The organism is Ginsengibacter sp. (assembly GCF_057362405.1).
Genome location: NZ_JBMQQG010000117.1, coordinates 1 through 19,342, shown reverse-complemented (window position 1 = coordinate 19,342; position 19,342 = coordinate 1). Strand labels below are relative to the sequence as shown.

At 40.6% G+C, this 19,342-nt stretch carries 22 protein-coding genes; 16 read left to right on the top strand and 6 right to left on the bottom strand.

What is annotated here, in order from left to right; translation table 11 throughout:
* A partial coding sequence (locus tag ACO1O5_RS10075; protein ID WP_486269814.1) for an Ig-like domain-containing protein occupies positions 1 to 1,611 on the top strand: 1,611 nt, incomplete at its 5' end.
* 386 nt (positions 1,612 to 1,997) lie between these two features.
* Here the strand turns inward: ACO1O5_RS10075 and ACO1O5_RS10070 are convergent.
* The gene (locus ACO1O5_RS10070) at positions 1,998 to 2,534 is read right to left on the bottom strand and encodes a nuclear transport factor 2 family protein (RefSeq protein WP_486269812.1); all 537 of its coding nucleotides are present in this window, start codon (positions 2,532 to 2,534) and stop codon (positions 1,998 to 2,000) included.
* Positions 2,535 to 2,953: 419 nt separating this feature from the next.
* Here ACO1O5_RS10070 and ACO1O5_RS10065 point away from each other — a divergent pair, with 419 nt between their 5' ends.
* From ACO1O5_RS10065 to ACO1O5_RS10015, 11 genes are all read left to right on the top strand, one after another.
* A complete protein-coding gene (locus ACO1O5_RS10065; protein ID WP_486269811.1) occupies positions 2,954 to 3,514 on the top strand; it encodes a hypothetical protein in 561 nt (186 codons plus the stop codon).
* A 227-nt stretch (positions 3,515 to 3,741) separates the two neighbouring features.
* Complete coding sequence (locus ACO1O5_RS10060) at positions 3,742 to 5,901, top strand: serine hydrolase (RefSeq protein ID WP_486269809.1); 2,160 nt, start codon at positions 3,742 to 3,744, stop codon at positions 5,899 to 5,901.
* 314 nt (positions 5,902 to 6,215) lie between these two features.
* Complete coding sequence (locus tag ACO1O5_RS10055; protein WP_486269807.1) at positions 6,216 to 6,377, top strand: hypothetical protein; 162 nt, start codon at positions 6,216 to 6,218, stop codon at positions 6,375 to 6,377.
* Between the two features lie 28 nt (positions 6,378 to 6,405).
* Complete coding sequence (locus ACO1O5_RS10050; RefSeq protein WP_486269806.1) at positions 6,406 to 6,918, top strand: DinB family protein; 513 nt, start codon at positions 6,406 to 6,408, stop codon at positions 6,916 to 6,918.
* A 33-nt stretch (positions 6,919 to 6,951) separates the two neighbouring features.
* Positions 6,952 to 7,224 carry a DUF3764 family protein gene (locus tag ACO1O5_RS10045; protein WP_486269804.1) on the top strand — a complete coding sequence of 91 codons (273 nt, stop codon included), beginning with the start codon at positions 6,952 to 6,954 and terminating at the stop codon, positions 7,222 to 7,224.
* An 82-nt stretch (positions 7,225 to 7,306) separates the two neighbouring features.
* Positions 7,307 to 7,723, top strand: coding sequence for an ester cyclase (locus ACO1O5_RS10040; RefSeq protein WP_486269802.1), 417 nt, complete (start codon positions 7,307 to 7,309; stop codon positions 7,721 to 7,723).
* A 125-nt stretch (positions 7,724 to 7,848) separates the two neighbouring features.
* Entirely contained in the window at positions 7,849 to 8,121 is a 273-nt protein-coding gene (locus ACO1O5_RS10035) for a hypothetical protein (RefSeq protein ID WP_486269800.1), read from the top strand.
* 75 nt (positions 8,122 to 8,196) lie between these two features.
* Positions 8,197 to 8,469, top strand: coding sequence for a hypothetical protein (locus ACO1O5_RS10030; protein ID WP_486269798.1), 273 nt, complete (start codon positions 8,197 to 8,199; stop codon positions 8,467 to 8,469).
* Between the two features lie 214 nt (positions 8,470 to 8,683).
* Entirely contained in the window at positions 8,684 to 9,580 is an 897-nt protein-coding gene (locus ACO1O5_RS10025; RefSeq protein ID WP_486269796.1) for an O-methyltransferase, read from the top strand.
* A gap of 220 nt (positions 9,581 to 9,800) precedes the next feature.
* A complete protein-coding gene (locus ACO1O5_RS10020; RefSeq protein ID WP_486269795.1) occupies positions 9,801 to 10,145 on the top strand; it encodes a monooxygenase family protein in 345 nt (114 codons plus the stop codon).
* Between the two features lie 329 nt (positions 10,146 to 10,474).
* Positions 10,475 to 11,017 (top strand): cupin domain-containing protein, encoded by a 543-nt coding sequence (locus ACO1O5_RS10015; RefSeq protein ID WP_486269793.1) that lies wholly within the window; start codon positions 10,475 to 10,477, stop codon positions 11,015 to 11,017.
* Positions 11,018 to 11,147: 130 nt separating this feature from the next.
* Here the strand turns inward: ACO1O5_RS10015 and ACO1O5_RS10010 are convergent, their stop codons facing one another.
* Positions 11,148 to 11,867, bottom strand: a complete 720-nt coding sequence (locus ACO1O5_RS10010) for a hypothetical protein (protein ID WP_486269791.1) — start codon at positions 11,865 to 11,867, stop codon at positions 11,148 to 11,150.
* A gap of 17 nt (positions 11,868 to 11,884) precedes the next feature.
* Between ACO1O5_RS10010 and ACO1O5_RS10005 the strand changes: the two genes are divergently transcribed.
* Positions 11,885 to 12,103 carry a hypothetical protein gene (locus ACO1O5_RS10005; protein WP_486269789.1) on the top strand — a complete coding sequence of 73 codons (219 nt, stop codon included), beginning with the start codon at positions 11,885 to 11,887 and terminating at the stop codon, positions 12,101 to 12,103.
* Between the two features lie 431 nt (positions 12,104 to 12,534).
* Here ACO1O5_RS10005 and ACO1O5_RS10000 read toward each other — a convergent pair whose 3' ends face one another.
* Complete coding sequence (locus ACO1O5_RS10000; protein WP_486269787.1) at positions 12,535 to 13,425, bottom strand: sterol desaturase family protein; 891 nt, start codon at positions 13,423 to 13,425, stop codon at positions 12,535 to 12,537.
* 476 nt (positions 13,426 to 13,901) lie between these two features.
* On the opposite strand from ACO1O5_RS10000, the gene ACO1O5_RS09995 reads away from it, so the two are divergent.
* Positions 13,902 to 14,282 carry a response regulator gene (locus ACO1O5_RS09995; protein ID WP_486269785.1) on the top strand — a complete coding sequence of 127 codons (381 nt, stop codon included), beginning with the start codon at positions 13,902 to 13,904 and terminating at the stop codon, positions 14,280 to 14,282.
* Between the two features lie 300 nt (positions 14,283 to 14,582).
* Positions 14,583 to 16,040 carry a PAS domain S-box protein gene (locus ACO1O5_RS09990; protein ID WP_486269783.1) on the top strand — a complete coding sequence of 486 codons (1,458 nt, stop codon included), beginning with the start codon at positions 14,583 to 14,585 and terminating at the stop codon, positions 16,038 to 16,040.
* 149 nt (positions 16,041 to 16,189) lie between these two features.
* On the opposite strand, the gene ACO1O5_RS09985 is transcribed toward ACO1O5_RS09990, so the two are convergent.
* From ACO1O5_RS09985 to ACO1O5_RS09975, 3 genes are all read right to left on the bottom strand, one after another.
* Entirely contained in the window at positions 16,190 to 16,387 is a 198-nt protein-coding gene (locus ACO1O5_RS09985) for a YtxH domain-containing protein (protein ID WP_486269781.1), read from the bottom strand.
* A gap of 201 nt (positions 16,388 to 16,588) precedes the next feature.
* Complete coding sequence (locus tag ACO1O5_RS09980) at positions 16,589 to 18,070, bottom strand: alpha-amylase (RefSeq protein ID WP_486269779.1); 1,482 nt, start codon at positions 18,068 to 18,070, stop codon at positions 16,589 to 16,591.
* A 100-nt stretch (positions 18,071 to 18,170) separates the two neighbouring features.
* Positions 18,171 to 18,269, bottom strand: a complete 99-nt coding sequence (locus tag ACO1O5_RS09975; protein ID WP_486269816.1) for a lmo0937 family membrane protein — start codon at positions 18,267 to 18,269, stop codon at positions 18,171 to 18,173.
* Positions 18,270 to 18,610: 341 nt separating this feature from the next.
* On the opposite strand from ACO1O5_RS09975, the gene ACO1O5_RS09970 reads away from it, so the two are divergent.
* Positions 18,611 to 19,159: a YciE/YciF ferroxidase family protein gene (locus ACO1O5_RS09970; RefSeq protein WP_486269778.1), complete on the top strand. Its 549-nt coding sequence runs from the start codon at positions 18,611 to 18,613 to the stop codon at positions 19,157 to 19,159.
* Positions 19,160 to 19,342: the final 183 nt, after the last annotated feature.

The following is a 19,342-nucleotide window of genomic DNA, read 5'->3' as shown; positions in this document are numbered from 1 at the left end:
TCGCCTGATGTTTATGCAGCACTCAGCGGAACGGCCTTGTCCATTGCCGCCCCGTGCTTCCTTGCAAATGATATTGACCCGGATGGACAAACCATTACCGCAATAGCTATTGTTACCAATGTAACCCATGGTAGTTTAGCTGCCTTCGGTAATGGCAGCTTCACTTATACGCCTACTGCAGGATTCACAGGTACCGACGCTTTTCAATATCGCATGCGGGATGCTTCCAATCACTTGTCTGACCCGGTCAATGTTACTATTAATGTGGTTGAGGGCAATCGCGCTCCAATCGGCATAGATGACCAATACACCGCTGTGATCAATACTGCTCTTTCTATTGCGGCGCCGGGCTTCCTCGCCAACGACGTTGACCCCGACGGAGACGTCATCACTGCTATAGCCATTGTTTCCAATGTAACCCATGGTAGTTTAGCCGCCTTCGGCAATGGAAGTTTCACTTATACGCCCACAGCAGGCTACACCGGACCGGATGCTTTTCAATATCGCATGAGGGATGCTGTTGGTCATACCTCCGACCCGGTAAATGTTACCATTAATGTTATATCTCCGAACAGGCCTCCTGTTGCGGACGCAGGCAGTGATCAAAATGTTGATTGCGATGGCTCAGGTGGCGCCACTGTTACACTCGATGGTTCAGGCTCAAGCGATCCCGACAACGATGCGCTTACCTACACATGGCGGGAAAATGGCAGCATTATAGCAGGTCCAACCACAGAGGCGCAGGTGAAGGTTTTCCTAAGCCTTGGTATACACAATATAGAGCTGACAGTAGACGACGGTGCCGGTCATACAGCTACTGATAATGTCATAATAACGGTTGCCGATATTACACCTCCGGTGGTAACCGCCGCCTTTATACAAAAACCTGATGACCCCGAAAGGTTTACTATCAGTTGTTCAGCGAGCGATGTATGTGATCATGGCCTGACAACCTCTTCAGTTATAGCCCTGCCGGGACTGAACAATCCCGAAGTGAAATTCCAGGTGAAGAGTTCGGAAAAGCTTAAGATCGATCTCATTGGAAATAAGGTGTTGGTGCAGGCTCCGGATCCTCAATCTTTCTGGAACACCCTCCTGGCTGCGGGTGGTATTGCCGTCACAAACGGACAATATCTAACGGTAACGTATAACAGTGACGAATATTCGTTTGTATGGGGTAAAGCAGGACAGCTGAATTCTGTTGAGGGCCCGCGGGTTGTTTTGCGTTGCACCGCAACGGATGGTTCTGGCAACACGTCTGTATCAGAAGCGATTGCACCAGCAATTGTAAGCAGTGACAATCTCATCACTTCCAGCGTAACTCCCGGTGACGCAAGTGTCATCGCTGCTACCGGACAACTTGAGCAGAATTATCCGAATCCCTTTAAATATCATACCGTGATAACCTTTACTATCCCGGAAGCTGGCGCGGTGAAACTCGTGGTATATAACCACTTGGGCCAGGTGGTAAAGACGCTGGCTGATGGCGTTATGACTAAAGGAACACACACGATCACATGGGAGTCCAAAAACTTATCGGGTGGTGACTATTATTATACGATTTATACAGCCGGTTTCGTGCAGACCCGTAAGATGTTGCTTTTAAGGTGACAGGCCTTGCAAGCAATTCTGCAATTGAAAAATTTTAATTTCACGCAGCCGTTCGATGCACATGATAGCAATCGGGCGGCTGCTCAATTTTTGCCAGGAGGAGGAGCAAGGCCTGGGATATTATCTGGTTCCCTCAGCATCGGGTTCCCGGAAACTGCTTTTTATTTGGAACATAAGTTAGAGGGAACCCAAATGGTATAATATTGTCATTAACCTTGATGTCCTGCATCGGTACCCCACGACGTAACCTTCGCTGACTTTAGAGCGGAAACTATTTTGAATACTTCCGACACGCTCCCCGCCTTACATCAGGAATCCCTTATTCCACCTGGCAGGCAAAAACAATCCAAAATTAATTCCCTTGCTTATCCTTCACTAAGCAACTACTACTTCTTCTTATTGTCGTCTTTCGCATTCATTTTATCCCGCATTCCCATCATTTCCTTCGAAACCTGTTGGTCGTCCGTAAATCCCCAGTGTTCAACCATTTTATTGTCGCCGTTCAATTTTACAACGTCTACTCCTTTTTGATCGATAGCCTGCCCGGCCGCTCCCATTGACGAATCAGCAGAAGTACCTGTTACGTGAACCAATGTAAAAATATAGTCCCCCTTGGCGGCACTGGAGATCACATCAAGTTTCAGGTTCCTGATATGATTATGAAGATCCGCCAGCATGTGCAATATGCTATCCTTTCCTTTCAAGTCCATTCCATGCGGTCCATCATGGTCAACCGCATCAGCGGCAAGTAAGGTGTCTACCGGCGACATATCACCGGTTTCAATGGCGGTATATACTTTCAGATTATTCGCCATGTTTTTTTCATCCTGCGATTGTCCATTATCGTTATTGACGTTTGATGAGGGGCTGTTGCAGGAAAAAGCAATCGCAAGCATTGCTGCGCTGAAAATTAATTTTTTCATTTTATAGATTTTTGAAGATTAAGTTTTTTTCCGTGGCGCCGGTGGTAAGAAAGTACTTTTCGGAGGAAACAATTTTATGCTAAAGCTAAAAATTTTGTTTCTTAAAAAAAATATTTTTTGGGAGTACTCCCCCACTACACCCCGTTTGCCGGTAACAGCCAACATAGCATGAATACATAAGTAAAATATTTTTTCATGGTTGTTACATCATTTGATTGAGCAGTTATCTTAAATCATTAATTTGGTTTGTCCACCGCTACACTTAGTGTGCTCATATCCGTTAGTTCCGCTGTCCTTAGTTTCCGTCCCGGGCGGACAAGCGCAACTAAGGACTTACAAACTTTAAATCTATAACAAAAATTCAATTTTAATTAGCCCACATTGTTTGCCATAATAATAATCTCTGGCATTACAGGAAAATGACCCGACAAGATATTTACAGCATCGTAGCTTACCTGCGCAAACTCAGGCCCATACTAAACACTGTACCTGCCAACCAGCCTGATTCTCTGCCTCCCGGCTTTGCTTCCCTGCTATATAAAAATATGGTCGCGAACCATACCGCAGATAAAATACCATTGCCTTCTGCAGATGATAAAATAAAAACAGGCGGTTACCTGGTAAATGCAGGCCATTGTAACGGATGCCACACGCAGGTTGATCGAAAGATATTAGATTTTAAAAAAGATATGTATCTCGCAGGGGGTTCACTGTTTATACGTGATAGCTTTAGGGTAAATTCAGCAAACATAACTCCCGACAGTGCTACAGGCATCGGGGCATGGTCACAGGAAATGTTTCTGGCTAAGTTTAAAAGCCACCGCGATCCGAAAACATATTCTTATGCGCCGGGCAAGTATAACTCCATTATGCCATGGACTATTTTGAGAAACCGTACTGATGATGACCTCATAGCTATTTACACCTACCAGCGCAGCATAAGGCCTGTTAAAAACAAAGTAGACAAATGCCCGCAATAAAATCTTTGAGTCTTCCCATTTTTCCGTTCATGCAGGAGCACAAAACACGCCGTGATGTAAAATACCTTGAGGACAGTGTACATGTTTCTCCCTCATTTTACCAATGCAAATAATTTTAAAAAAATCCGATCTTTATCTAAGCTTTTTCCCGATCTTATATCAATATTCTATTTGTAACCCACCGGCTCTGTATTCTATATTTCTAAGTTCTGAATAAATCAATTATTATGAAATATATTCTACTGTCGTTTATCTTTTTACAGTTTATTTTTCAAACAAATGCACAAACCGGAATTCCGGTTCCGGAAATGACACAATCCGATAACCTGATAAATAATTTTCTTGCTATTTATGGTATACCCGGGGCTACTGTAGCCATTGCAAAAGATGGAAAGATTGTTTACATGCGGGCATTTGGTTACTCTGATATTAACCAGGCTATACCAACACAACCGTATAATTTATTCAGAATAGCGAGTTTATCAAAGCAAATAACGTCCGTTACCATAATGAGATTAATGCAGCAGGGAAGAATTGCTATGTCGGATAAAGTATTTGGCCCGGGAGGAATTTTAGAAAATCATTCTGTATTTTCCACAGCCAATATTAAAGACAACCGGATTTATAATATAACGGTACAAAACCTGCTGGAACATGAAGCCGGATGGAACAGGGACCTGAATTGTAACCCTAACCCAACCACACCTTATCCATTTTTTATTTCCGGTTGCGATCCTATTTCTTTTCCGCTTCGTGTAACCATGCTCGAGGGTACCAGCAATCCTGTACATAAAGACGACCTTGTAAAATTTTTGCTGGAGAAAGGATTGGATATTGATCCGGGCACGGCATATAATTATTCCAATATAGGTTATTTGGTTTTAGGAGATATTATAGAAAAAATTACGGGTATGCCATACGGTGAGTATGTAAGAGACAGCATATTTGCACCACTGGGTATTTTTGATATCCGCCTGGGGAAAAATCTACTGGCAGACAAGCAGGAAAGAGAGGGAGAGTATATCGGTAATGGTTACACGACATTATCCTGCTATGGTAATAACACTAATGTTCCCTGGGAATATGGAGGGTTCAGCGTAGAAGCGATGGATGCTCATGGTGGATGGATTGCTTCCAGCAGAGATATGCTTAAACTACTGACTGCAGTTGATGGCTTTTCGACTAAGCCGGATATTCTGTCGCCGGCTACTATCGCGGTGATGACAGCGCCTTCGGCTAATAATCAATATTATGCGAAGGGGTGGGCAGTAAATCAATATAACAACTGGTGGCATACGGGGTCTTTAGACGGAACCGCAAGTGAGCAGGTACGTGCAAGTAATGGCTTTACGTGGATCATTATTTGCAACAAAAGAAATATTACAAATGCAAATTTCTGGGCAGACCTTGATAATCTAGGATGGAATTGTATTGCTGCTACTTCTACCTGGCCTTCATGGGATCTTATGGAATCTCCAACGGTGAATGCCGGCAACATCGCTTTCAGTAATGTTACCCCCAATTCTGTAACGGTTAACTGGACAAATGGAAATGGAGACAACCGTTTGTTGCTGGTAAGTCCTGATGCCAAAATAAATGGTTTCCCGCTTGATGGTACTGATTATACTGCCAATACAGTTTTCGGATCCGGGGCCTCATTAGGTTCAAATAATTATGCTGTGTATAATGGCACAGGCAACAGCGTTACTGTAACTGGGCTTACTAGCGGTAAAACATATTTCTTTCGTGTAGTGGAATACAATAAAAACAGCGTTACCGGAAATAATGCGCTGTATCTTCTTGGTGATAATCCGGAATCGAGCGTTGCAACTGCAGGAGCTTTACCCATAACTATAACCTATTTTAAAGGCAGTAAATTAAACAATTCAAAAACAAAATTAGACTGGCAAACAGCGCAGGAAATTAACAGTGCCTTCTTTGAAATTCAAAGGAGCACTGATGGTACTTCTTTTGGATCTGTAGGCAAGGTGAGTTCAAAAGGAAACTCGCAATCAAATATCAATTATTCATTTGTTGATGATGCACCTATGGCCACTAATAATTATTATCGCTTAAAAGAGGTAGATAAAGATGGTAAATCCAATTACAGCAATATCGTTTTATTGGATTTCAGTACCACAGGAAACCAGTTTAAAATAATTACTTACACTGGCAGAAATTATTTCACCGTGCTTAAAAATGATAATATTGATTTTACAAAAGCCATTATAATAGTAAGAAATACTACAGGACAAACTTTAATAAAGCAGGCGCTTGCAAATTCAAGTTCCCAAATAATAGATGCTTCAAATTTAGCTAATGGTATTTATTTCACTACCATATTAGATGGCAAAAATGCATATACGGAAAAGATTGTTATACATTGATAATGCAAAGTAAATTGCGGGTGAATAAAATAAAATTCATGTAAAACAAAAGCCGATTTTGGTAATCGGAACGTCCCTTTACATGAAGCAAACGTCCGTGGCTCTATAGATAGCTGTGGACTTGCGAAAGAGACGGAATACTAACGGAGGTTGAGCTACACTTCTTTAACTGATATCATTGGACTTGTGGATATATCCTTCCGGTAGATAAATTCCCTTTTTCGGACAATTTTAGCACCTGTTCGTCCTTACCCGTGGAATCCTTTTTTACGAAATACATACGTTTATACAATCAAAATAAATGCAACTTTACTATGAGTCCCTATTCAGAAGTAAAAGCGATTCCAAGCTGCCTTTATGAAACTTACAACCGTAAGGATTTAGAAAAATCATTCAATGATTTTATTGCAACAGATCTCATCAACGACCAATTCATGCAACAATTCGAAAGTAGTACCGCATCGGTTCCCAACTAATTTTATTTAAAACTAAAATTCTATCTACATGACAAACAAACAATTTTTTATTCAAACCTGGCAAAATGAAATGATCCATACTTTGAGTGCCATCAACGGACTACCAACTGATATGTCAAAGTTCTCCTACCGTTGTCATGAAAAGACGCGGACTGCCGCAGCCTTGCTTAGCCACTTTCTTGGTCATGCCGAAGAGATGAACAACGCCGTGGACACTTTTATTATAGATGAAAAATCTGCGGTACGAGAATTTGCAAACAAAGAGAGTATTGCTGCGTGGTTTGAAATGAATGCTACAGCGCTTGCACAAAAGCTGGAGATGATTGATGATAAAACCTGGGAAGAACAAATCGTCGATTTCCAGGCCGACGGTCACAGCATTTTTGCCTACCCGATGATGAACATGTTTTGGATGATATTATTTGAAATGATCCACCACCGGGGGCAACTCAGCACTTACTATCGCCTTATGGGTGTTCGCAATCCCGGCATTTACGGCCCGACAGCAGAAGATGTGGAAGAAATGATGGCCGTAAACTAACGCAATATATTTTAAACCATAAAAATTAAAACAATGCCATTTGCAATTATTCAAAACGAAGTGAAAGACTTCAACGAGTGGAAAAAAATTTTTGATGCCGATCAGCCCGCAGTTAACGCAGCAGGAGCCAAACTTCTTGGGATCTATAGGGAGATTGATAATCCAAATAAGGTAACCATGATTTATGAAGCGCCCGATGTGGCCATATATGATCAGTTAATGAGTGACCCTGAACGCCAGGCTCAAATACAACAAGCCGGGGTAGTTGGCATGCCGACAGCAACATTTCTTAATAAGGTAGAATAACACTATCACTTCATGCGGGCGGTTGAAGTCATCTGCTCAATCGCCAATATGCTTATTTTGATCACCACAAAAAACAATTGATATGACAAACAAAGAAGTAGTCACCGGTTTCTTCAAAGCCTTGGACAATAACGATTTGGCAACAGCAAAAAAACTGCTTGGGCCCAGCCACCATATCTATTCTTCCATGAGTCCCGAGCCTGCAAATGCCGAACAGCACATCGCCATCCATACTATGTTTACTGAAGGCTTTAGCAATGGGCGACATGAGTGGGCTGATATCCTGGAGGATGGTAACAAGGTTGTGGCACGGGGCATTTGGAGCGGCGTGCATACTGGCACCTTTAACGGAATTGCTTCAACAAGCAAAAAGGTACACCTCACTTTTATCACGATTTGCGAGGTTGAAAATAATGAAATAAAAAATCAATGGGTGGAGATGGATAGCATGTCTTTGATGATGCAGCTGGGAGCGGTGCCTGAACCAGCCCATGGATAATTCTTCATATTACGATAGTGATAGTCCTCAACTCTGAGAACTATTTTATGATGCAAGCCGATTTGAGAAACAACAGGGATGCTGAAAACTGTATAGAGTAAGCATAAAACATTAAATAAATAGAAATGCCAACGATTGTTGCACGCCACAAAGTAGGAAACTTTGATACATGGCTAAAAGGTCACCAGGACAGGGTTGACCTGTTTTCAAAATTTGCATCCGGATTCCAGACTTTCCAGGATACCGATGACCCCAATTCAGTGGTTATGGTAATTGAAGTTTTTGACATGGAAGCTATGCAGGCTTTAATGACTGATAGAGAGACAATGGAAAAAGTTGCTATACAAAAACACACCGTTATAGAACCCGTTGTAGTCTCCATGCGTGTAGATGTTTAGGAATACCTTATACCCAGGCAGCGAGCAGAAATAATGAAATCTCATTCAAATAAACTCAAATAAAAATTTACAAAAATGCCAACAGTTATTTTACGCCACAAAGTGGGAGACTTTGATACATGGCTCAAAGGTCACCAGGACAGAGTCGATCTATTTTCGAAATTCGGACCGGGATTTAAAACTTTCCGGGACGTTGACGATCCAAACTCGATTGTAATCGTTGCCGAAGTGAACGATCTCGAAGGTATGCAGGCTACCTTGGCCGATCCCGGAGTAATGCAGGATGTTGCCGTCAACAAACACAAGGTCATACTGCCCGTTATCGTTTCAATGCCGGTAGCTGTATAATAAAGCTTTTAAAATTATCGAAAGATAAAGCCGATGATTCATTGGCTTTATCTTTTCCTCAATCGAGCGCTAGAAATAAGCTGCTGCTATCATAATAGTAAAATGACTGGAATCATTAAACCAATCCCGTTTTGCCGGCAATTATAGAAAACGAGGATAAACCGGTACGATCATGTAAATTACTATCGGCATTTTAACTTACAACTGATACAACATGAGAAAATCTACTATTATTACTTTTTTGCTTTTGGTTTTAATAGCCTTATTCGTATTTAAGGTCATTCCATTACCCCCTTTCATTCCTGTTTGGATTGCGTGGGTGACTCTTGTTATTTTAGCAATAGTGGTACTGAATGACCTGGCAGGTAATCCCATTCCTTTTTTCAGATGGTCTTTCTTACGAATGTTATTTGGTATAAAGACGCTGCTCACCAAATGGCAGGTGGGCGACGGCCGTGAAGCGAAAGTGGAAGCGGTGGTTTTGAAGAAGGCAGTCAATGGAGATCCTGCATCAGTCATCCGCGTAATTGATAATTTTGCACACCATGATGCCATGCTTATTAATGTGGGCGACGAAAAAGGCCCGATCCTCGATGCTGCCCTGGAGCGGACCCAACCTAAAAAGGTCCTGGAACTCGGCACCTATGTGGGCTATAGCGCTACACGGATCGCACAAAAGTTACGGCCCGGAGCCCATTTGTATTCTGTAGAATTTAGTGAAGCGAATGCGGCCATTGCCAGGAAAATAATCGAACACGGAGGATTGTCAGACATGGTAACGATAGTGAATGGCACAATCAGCGATGGAGGAAAAACCATTGATGTGCTGGAGAATGAATATGGATTTACGGAAGGTTCGCTTGACTTCGTGTTTATCGACCATGATAAAGTATTTTATTTGCCGGACCTCAAGTTGATTATGAAGAGAGGCTGGCTGCATAGTGGAAGCGTGGTTGTAGCAGACAATATAAAGTTTCCCGGTGCACCTGATTACCTGGCATATATGGAAGAGCAGGAAAATAAACTCTGGAAGAGCCGGTCGCATAAAGCGCACGTGGAGTATCAATCAGTGATTCCTGATATTGTGTTGGAGTCGGAGTATATTGGTTAACATTTTTATGAGACATGTCTACTCAAGATATCCCGGAGATATTCGGTAAGGCACGTCTTGCCCATAAACCTCAAGCTAAAACAATAAAAGTATTCGTATGACTCAAACGACCAATCAACGGATGACGGTCGGGTTTGAAGGTGACTTCGTCATTTTTATTATCGGCATGAGAATAAATCGTTTTTGGAAAGTCAACAAATGGTAACCCGTCGTGTTGGCTATGCCTAAGATGCTGAAAGAACTTTCTGAAAAGCCGGAAAGCGGCTTTCTTGGATACAGGAGTTCGGACGGAACGTTTTTGCAATACTGGAGATCTTATGAACGTCTTGAAGCATACGCGAAAGACAGGGATGGCCTTCACTATCCTGCGTGGAAAGCCTTTAATACGAAAATTAAAAGTAATGGAGATGTTGGCATCTGCCATGAAACTTATAAGATAAAGGCAGGTGATTATGAGTGTATCTGTAATAACATTCCTCTGTTTGGCCTGGGGAAAAAAGGTGAACTGGTACCTGCGGTTGACAGAAAAGAGTTAGCCGGGCAAAGAATTTCCGTCATTAGATAAATCGCAGTTGAAATAACCCCGGCTATCATTTGTGTGCTCCAACTGAAAGTTGCGCTGTCCCGGGTTTTGTAACCACTACTGTCTTGTAAAAGTATTCCATTTATAAGAAAGGAGATCGTTTGACCCCACACTGGCGCCTGTATATCTCTTGCCGGAACCACAAATGTTAGCGTAAGTTTTGTAGCAGAGATTTAAGCGAAAAAGATTAGAACACCCACGAAGACTAAGTTGCCGCGAAATTAAAACTATATCTTAAGGTGGCTATATTAGTGTAACTTACCTATAGACTATTTTTTCAAATTAGATCTGTTGCTTAATAAAACTTCATCATGGAAAAACGAACTTTTGCCAATCCTGCCATTAACGACTCTGCTACGTTTATTAAAACTTCCGCAGAAACAAATGGCGAATACACTCTTATTGAAATAGATTTAGGTAAAAGCGATGGACCACCTTTGCATTACCATAACGCATTCTCTGAAAAATTTCACGTAAAGGAAGGTACATTATACGTGCAAGTAGGCAAGGACAAAAAAATTCTAAATGTTGGCGAATCTGTAATTGTTCCTGCAGGCACACCTCATCGATTCTATAATGAAACGAACGATAAAGTGAAATTTCATATTACCTTAAAGCCCGGGCATACCGGTATGGAAAATTTCATCAAAATTTTCTATGGTCTTGCAGCTGACGGTCTTACTGACAAAAAAGGAAAACCAAAAAAATTTGCCCACCTTGCGGTGGCGTTAATAATCTCAGATTCGAACGCTCCGGGATGGATGTCACTGCTTTCGCCTGTTATTAGAGCTAAAGCCCGGCGGGCTAAAAAGGACGGAACAGAAAAATGGTTGCTAGATAAATATTGTTCATGACAAATTTCCTCTTCGAAGGGAAATAACCTCTCTCCCTGCGTCTACCTCACACTGACGCCAATATTAAGGAAATAATATGTTGGCTGGTTTATTGACAAATTAACAGTTCTGTTCAAGTTTATTCTATTTCTTAAAAAGCATGTGTAACAAACCATTTAGCAATTGCTTGCCACCAGGCTTGATTTTGAAATGCCCAACACAAATGGTTAATAATAAGAACAATCGTAATGGTTAAAAATGGCTTAAAATTATTACGTTTTCTAATGTCATTCAGAAGAAAAAGCACTGCTAAAGCTTCTGAAATATAATAGACGATACTTACTGCAATTGGGAAGGGAATTCCTCCAAATATTATTAAGGCCCGGCCAACACCAGGGCCGATCATCAAAAGAGAGGTAGCTATCATGTATCGCATATGCACGGCAGAATCTTTTCTATTTATCATAGCCAATGCAAAGAACAACCCGAAAATAAAAATTGTGGGGATATCAAGTGAGAGTTGACCTAAAACACTTTCCAGCGGTCTGTTCTTTATTTCACGTAAATAAACCATTCTTGTTACTAAAAATATGGAATAGCAAACCAAGGGGGCTAATACATAGCCAAGTTTTCCGATATTTCGATGAATGTTTCTCTTATTGTACCTGATTAGTAACGGTTGAATGATTAACATAAGAAACCAGCTCATCAGCATGAACCCGTGAAAGTGCTGCTCCCATTGAAAACCTTTAAATTGAGGGAAGTGAACAATATAGGTCTTGTCAAAGCCAATGATGGCACAAACCCAAATGGCAATAAATAGAAATACAATATTGTTTTGCATGGTATTCTCCTTCTGATTTGTTATCATAATATAAATTGTTAGTGATGAATTGTATGTTTATTTATAATGCTAAAGTCATTTCCAGTGGCTTCTCAAAAAACGAGGTATACGCCAGAAAACGTCAGGTATTGGTGCCGGTGGGATGTTTTACAACCGTTAGCCTGCAGCAGCAGTTTGGTTTTGTTTTTATTGATGAATTAAAAAAAAATAGCCGGGATTTATTCGTCTGGCCCCAACTACCGGAGACAGGTGCACCTGGCTGATGTTTCATTATTGCGTCGGTCCTACTGCAATTTTTTGGTTCATATTTGTACAAAACTTTTTTTAAGAAAGCCGCAACCGTAACACTAATTGGTTCGCCTCTCTTTAAAGCTTCCTGCCTTTCCGGTCATTTATCAAAATGCCTAATGATTGGGATGGGGAGCTTTATAAATTATCGTAATATCATTTGGCTTGCCAATAATACAAAAATCCTCTTTAGAATCCAAGAAGTTACCTCGCAGTTATTCTCCCCTTATTTATTGAATGCCTTGTATTGCACGCCGACTGTGATAGACCTGCTTTCATTTCATATACCGCACTCTTGTACCTTCATATCTATCAGTATTAAATTCACGTCACACCTTGGCCAACATTGAGGCTGAATAAAAACTGTGAAAAATTATTTCATTTCAACTATTTCTTGACAGCACGCTCACTTTGTCATTTCCTTCATTTCTTTTGCGGTCATACTACTTCCATCGTGGCTGTAGCCCGGAGGTCCAAAAATATATTTGAGCTTAAGCCTGAAAGGTAGATCTCGTTTTGTATCCCTTATAATAGACCGGTATTCTTTAAAGATGATATCCGCATAATTTTTATACTCGATGTTCTTTACCGTTCCAAAGTCAACGGGTTCATTCGGATCTTCGGGAACAAAGGTTCCGAAAATTTTATCCCAGATAATGAGAAACATTCCGTAATTCTTATCGAGATACTTTACATTCCTCCCATGATGAACACGATGATGCGAGGGAGTGGTAAAAATATACTCGAGCGGTCCGAGCTTATTGATCGTGCGTGTATGAACAAATGTGCCCCATCCCTGCGCAAAAACGTAAACAAGCACAACATCGAGTGGCCTGAATCCCACGTAGGCCAATGGGATAAAGAAGAAAAATTTTTCGACAGGTTCAAAGACGGCAGAACGCAGGCCAACGGAAAAATTAAATTCTTTAGATGAATGATGATGGATATGCCCAGCCCATAAAAAACGAACCTTGTGATCCATCATATGCATAAACCAATAGGTGAAATCTTCGGCAAGCAGCAACACAATCCAATACAGAACCAGGTGGCCTCTAAAGGCATCGCTTATATGCCACCCATGTATATAAAAAACTGCGAGCAGAAAAAGCCCTGCCGCCCTGGTAAGTGTATCGGTCAGTACATAACAAAGTCCCAGGAATAGGTTAGCTTTTGTGTCTTTTGAATTGTAATAATGTTTATGATAGCGTACGCTGACATAAATTTCAAGTAACACCAGTATAAGTGTAACGGGTGTGTTGAAGAGCATCGCGAGCTGGTCAGTGAATGCACCTGTCATGGTATGTCGTAGGGTTGACTATCTATGTGAATAATTAAAAGTCCTCACAAAATAAAATCAAATCGTTGAAATAATTTATAATAAATAGCGAAACTGACACGACGGTGCGATCGACCCTTGCTACACTTGGTCTGACCCAAACCGCTAGCTGCGCTGTCCAGAGTTTCTGCCGGCGGGTAGGTGCAACACAGAACTTACAAACATTGAAGCCACCCTCCTCGCGGATGTTGCTCCGATAATTACTAACCCCTAATTTACATGCAACGAAACTTTTGTATTATTTGTATTGCCGGCCTTTATGGCTTTTTTCTGCGCCACGTTTATGCCTGACGGTTATATAAATGTATACATATGATTAGCATTATTATTTTATATAATTTATATTAAAACCGGGTTATATATTATTGAAATAAAAATTCGAAATAGGGCGGAATTCATGTTACATTAGTATTAACTATAATAATTCCCCCAACAAATTGAAATCAAAAATACTTGTTATAGATGATTCTACTGACTTACTCGAAATATTTTCAATGATTCTTATAATGCACGGATTTGATGTAGCCACTACAGACAAGGCTGACAATATTGACGAACTCCTCAATACTTTCGTTCCTGACTTATTATTATTGGATGTGCGGCTGCGAGATAATAACGGTATGGACCTTTGTAAAAGAATAAATGAAAAATACAACAGACACCCACCCGTTATTTTGATATCCGCCAGCCCTGAACTACTAAAAAACTACAAAGAGTATTTAGCCTTTGATGTTATTGAAAAACCATTTGACATAAAAACTGTCACTGAAAAAATTAATGCAGCCTTAGGTCAATCTCAGTTTGGGGAAATAGTTTAGGGTTGTAGAGCCACTATCAACTCTATATTTCGTTACGTCTCTAACGAAGTAACCCGGTAAATTATAATTCCGCAGTCCCCCGTCCATTTATTTTTTCCCGCAAATAAGTTGGTGCATTAATTGTAAGGTTTGCTTAAAGTAACTAATGAGGCATTTTAAATAAAGTAAAACTATGCCGGGCTTTCAGTTTTTTACGTCACTACCTGTAGCTAAAAAAAGTGTAGCTGCAGGTATAACATTGCGTTCAAATTTATTTATGCTTTGCCAACTAAAGTATAGGCACTATACCATCTTTACTATATGAACGAACAACCAGGTGATACTACAGGACGATTGTCAGCCATCATTCAATCTTCGTTTGATGCTATAATAAGTAATACTACAGATGGGATTATTACAAGCTGGAACGAAGCCGCGGAACGGATCTACGGCTATACTTCCGCTGAAACAGTTGGCAAAAATATTTCGCTCATCATTCCGCCCGGGCTATGCGACGACGAAAAGGAAATTACAAAGAGAGTAAGAAATGGCGAAGTTATAGGGCATTATGAAACCGTGCGCCTAAACAAAAATGGGGATAAGATTCCTGTGACACTCACGGTTTCCCCAATAAAAGATACAGCCGGGAATATTATTGGCATTTCAAAAATATCGAGGGATATTTCTGATGAGAAGTTTTCAGAACAAAAGCAAGCGATGCTGGCGGCGATAGTAAGCTCGTCTGACGATGCTATAATAAGTAAAACACTTAATGGCATTATAACGAGTTGGAACGAAGCGGCGCATACAATGTTTGGCTATACTGAAGCCGAGGCTGTGGGCAGGCATATCTCTCTCATTATACCAAAGAACAGGATACACGAAGAAAAAGTAATAATTGAAAACATCCGTAAAGGTATGAAGGTAGACCACTTCGAAACTGTGAGAGTTGGCAAGCACGGAAAGCAGATAAATATCTCTTTAACCGTTTCGCCAATAAGAAACAAAAGAGGAGAAATTATTGGGGCCTCTAAGGTTGCGAGAGATATAACCGAAAAAATGGGAGTAGAAAAACAACGACTTTTATATATCGAAAAGTTACAGGCGCTCAATAACTACAGGGACGAATTTATGGCAATGGCCAGCCACGAATTAAAGACTCCGCTTACCATAATAAAAGCCAGTATGGATGCTCTCTTGCTACAAATGACCGAACAGGATCCCCGGGTTAACTTTGTACATAAAGCGATAAAACACATCCATAAATTAGGCAGACTTACGAATGATTTACTAGACATTTCAAAAATACAGGCTGGCAAGCTGGAATTAAATACAGAAGATTACGATATGAATATTTTATTAAAAGAAATAATTCAAGGCATTCAATCTACCACCCCTCTTCATATAATTTTTGATGAAACTAAAAACAAGTTACCCGCACATGGCGATGTCGAGAGGATGGGCCTTGTTATTGCAAATCTCCTTAGTAATGCAATAAAATATTCTCCCAATTCAAGTGAAATTTTTGTGGATACGTTAAAAGAAAATGGTACTATAACCGTAAGCATACGAGATAACGGCATCGGTATTCCTCAGGAGGATATTCCCTATATCTTCGGGCGTTTTTACCGGGTAAGTGGCATTTCATCCACCTATTCAGGATCGGGCATTGGCTTATATATATCTTCAGAAATAATTAACCGGCATGGAGGAAAGATATGGGCAGAGAGTGAAATAAATAAAGGTTCTACCTTTTATTTTTCTATTCCAGCCTTATGATTCCATCTGGTTTGTCGTCGGGATGAACCAGTTTTAAATACTTTGTAAATAAGCTGCCGAACAACACATGAGTGAAATCGATAAATAAATCTAATGCGTGTAGCCCGGACAGTTAGCCAGGCTACTTAAACGCATGAAACCATTAATTACTATAGTTGCTGAATAGCTTTTTTTGTACTGTGTGCACTGGATTCAACTGCGCCAGCGGCATCGGCAAAATGTTCTTTTGCCTCATCTTTATAATCTTTAAATACCCTCTTCAATCTCTTCCTCGTTTTTTTTCCGCTTTGTGGGGCAAATAATATTCCTATTGTAAGGCCAGCTAAAAAACTCTTTATTACTTTCATCAGTTTAAATTTTAGGTGCGTTTTAAATCTTAACAGTTATACTGTATCCTGACTAATAACCATGCCAAAAGGCGTGTCCACTTTAAGCCAAAGTGTTAAACACCTATTCTAAAGAAATGATAACAGAAAAAATTATGTTCTCTATTTTCTACCCAAATAATGCCCGATCATTTATATCGATAGATTGGAATTATTACCTCATCATTTACAAATCCATACACTCGCTGATCCGGGTGCCGCATAGAACTCACCCCAGCCTTCATCATTTATCGTAACCTTTGCAGCATGTTTTTCCAGGAAATCTATAAATATTTTACCGGCAAATTTTTTACCTATTTCCATATTCTTACGCCCCTCATCGCTGTTAGAGAGTAGCACCGCACAACCGGAACCCGGGTTTTCGTCCGTTCCTTCCCGCGTCCAGCCGACACAGTTAGCATAATCAAAGTAATCTCTTTGTGTTCCGTAAGAATACTTACTTCTCGCTTCCAGCAGCTTTTCCATATTTTCACAAGTATCTAAAAAGATTTCCTGTTCCGATCCGTCTTTTCCTTTGCCTTTATAATGGCCGCCATACATATCCGGGTAAAAAATACACGGATAGCCGCCCTCCCTTAATAAGATAAGCGCATAGGCCAATGGCTTAAACCAGTGTTCAACCGGCGCTTCCAGGGCCTGCAAAGGCTGAGTATCGTGGTTATCAACAACTGTTACCGCCAGTAAGGGCTTTACGGCTACCAGTGTTTCATTGAAGATTGTAGTGAGGTCATATTCTTTCCCCTGGCGGGAGGCAATATGAAAATTACGCTGAAGCGAAGAATCAAACAGCGACATTTTTCCTTCTGTTGCCTCTATATACTTTAATAGCAAGGGCAATTCTCCCGGCGCCCAGTATTCACCCACCGCAAATAAATCGGGTTTAATATTTCTTAAGTGATACAGCCATTCGCTGTAAAATTTTGGTGTGATATGTTTTACAGCATCAAGGCGTACCCCATCAAAGCCAACTTCCTTCATGTACCATTCGCCCCACCTTTTTAATTCATCTCTCACAGCAGGGTTTCTAAACTCAACATCATTATACATCAGGTAATCGTAATTGCCTTTTTCCGAATCAATCATTTCTTCCCAATCATCGCCATAATCATTTATTATGCTGAAGATGGCCGTTTCTTTTAAATCAGCGGCATAGTCAACGCCGGAGAAACACTTAAAATCCCAGATAAATTGAGAGTATTTACCTGCACGGCCGGGGAAAGTAAATTTTGTGAAAGCATCAATTTCAAATGGCTCACTTATAAATTTTTTACGATCTTCCGGGTCTACACGCTTTACCGTTACCCGTTCGGTTTCATCGGCGCCTGCCTTATGGTTAAGCACAATGTCGGCAAATACCAATATTCCTTTTTCATGTAATTTTTCAATGGCGGCTTTGTATTGCTCCTTCGTTCCGAACTTCGTTCTAACGGTACCCTTCTGGTCAAACTCGCCAAGGTCATAAATGTCATAAGCATCATAGCCATTTGATACCGAACCTGCCGACGACTTATAGGCCGGCGGAAGCCACAGCGCATTGATGCCTAAAGATGAAAGCTTTTCCGCCTTTGCTGCAGCTTCGTTCCAGAGCTCGCCGTTATCTTCATTATACCAATGAAAAAATTGCATCATTGTACCGTTAATCATAAAATGTTTTAAAATTTAAATAGATTTATTTGCGCACCGTGGTTTGATATTATGTGTTATAATATGAGAGGGTTACAAGGTTTTACAAAATTACATGCCGTCATGCACGGCTTACCAGCTTTATAACAATGCATATAACAGCTATCACCAGTAGAGTATGGATAATGCCGCCGATGAAGAAACCTCCGGGGAAGGTGATAGCCCCGGTAATAATAAAAATAGCCGCGATAAGGTAAAGAAGGTTGCCATGATATAAAGTTTATGACATACTATATAAAAGTTTGCCAAATAAATTGAAGCTAAAAACCAGCCCTTTTTGAAAAAGAAGAAGAAGGTAGTTTATATTATTGCCGGATATGAGAAATTAAATACACATTATGTTTTACTCAGGGAAATTTTGAGACAGTATGCATCAGGGCCTTACCACAGTTTGCCAATACATTATATAAACGCAGCATCTTGGCACCGCAAAAAAAAACTGGTAGTAAAATTGTATGACTCTGCAGGAATATAATTTCAAATAAAATAAACAAATTTATTATGGCTAACGAAAAACAAAAAACACCTGCTAACGCCGGTAAAGGCGCTGATGATTCAAGACTGCTTGAATTTTTTACTGATGAAATAAAAGACATTTATTGGGCAGAAAAACACATAACCAAGGCGCTCCCTAAAATGCAAAAAGCCGCCACTTCTCCCGAACTGCAAAAAGGTTTTGCAGACCATTTAAAAGAAACGGAGGGTCACGTTACCCGGCTGGAAGAAGTTTTCAGCCTGCTGAATAAAAAGCCCGTTGCAAAAAAATGCGATGCCATGGAAGGCATCTTAAAAGAAGGTGACAGCATTGTAGAAGAAACTGAAAAAGGAAGTGCCACCAGGGATGTAGGATTAATTCTTGCCGCCCAGAAGGTGGAACATTACGAAATTTCAACCTACGGTGGCCTTACACAGTTGGCGAAAACTTTAGGCAGAGACGACATAGCCGACTTATTGTATGCTACCCTTCAGGAAGAAAAGGCGGCCGATGAAAAACTCACTACCGTTGCTGAAAAAAGTGTTAATTATGAAGCAGCGGCAGAAATGGCGTAAAAGCCATCTTATAGTTCCTGAAAAAGGCCACCCCTTAAGGTGGCTTTTTTAATGCAGTGGAAACTATACCTTATGTGTAAAAGAATGCTCTTGCGTATTGCGGAGTCGACAAAATTATATCTGTCAACACGAAAATACCCGTCTCTCTGGGGGGTGCTCACCCGACATTTTAGTATCATAATT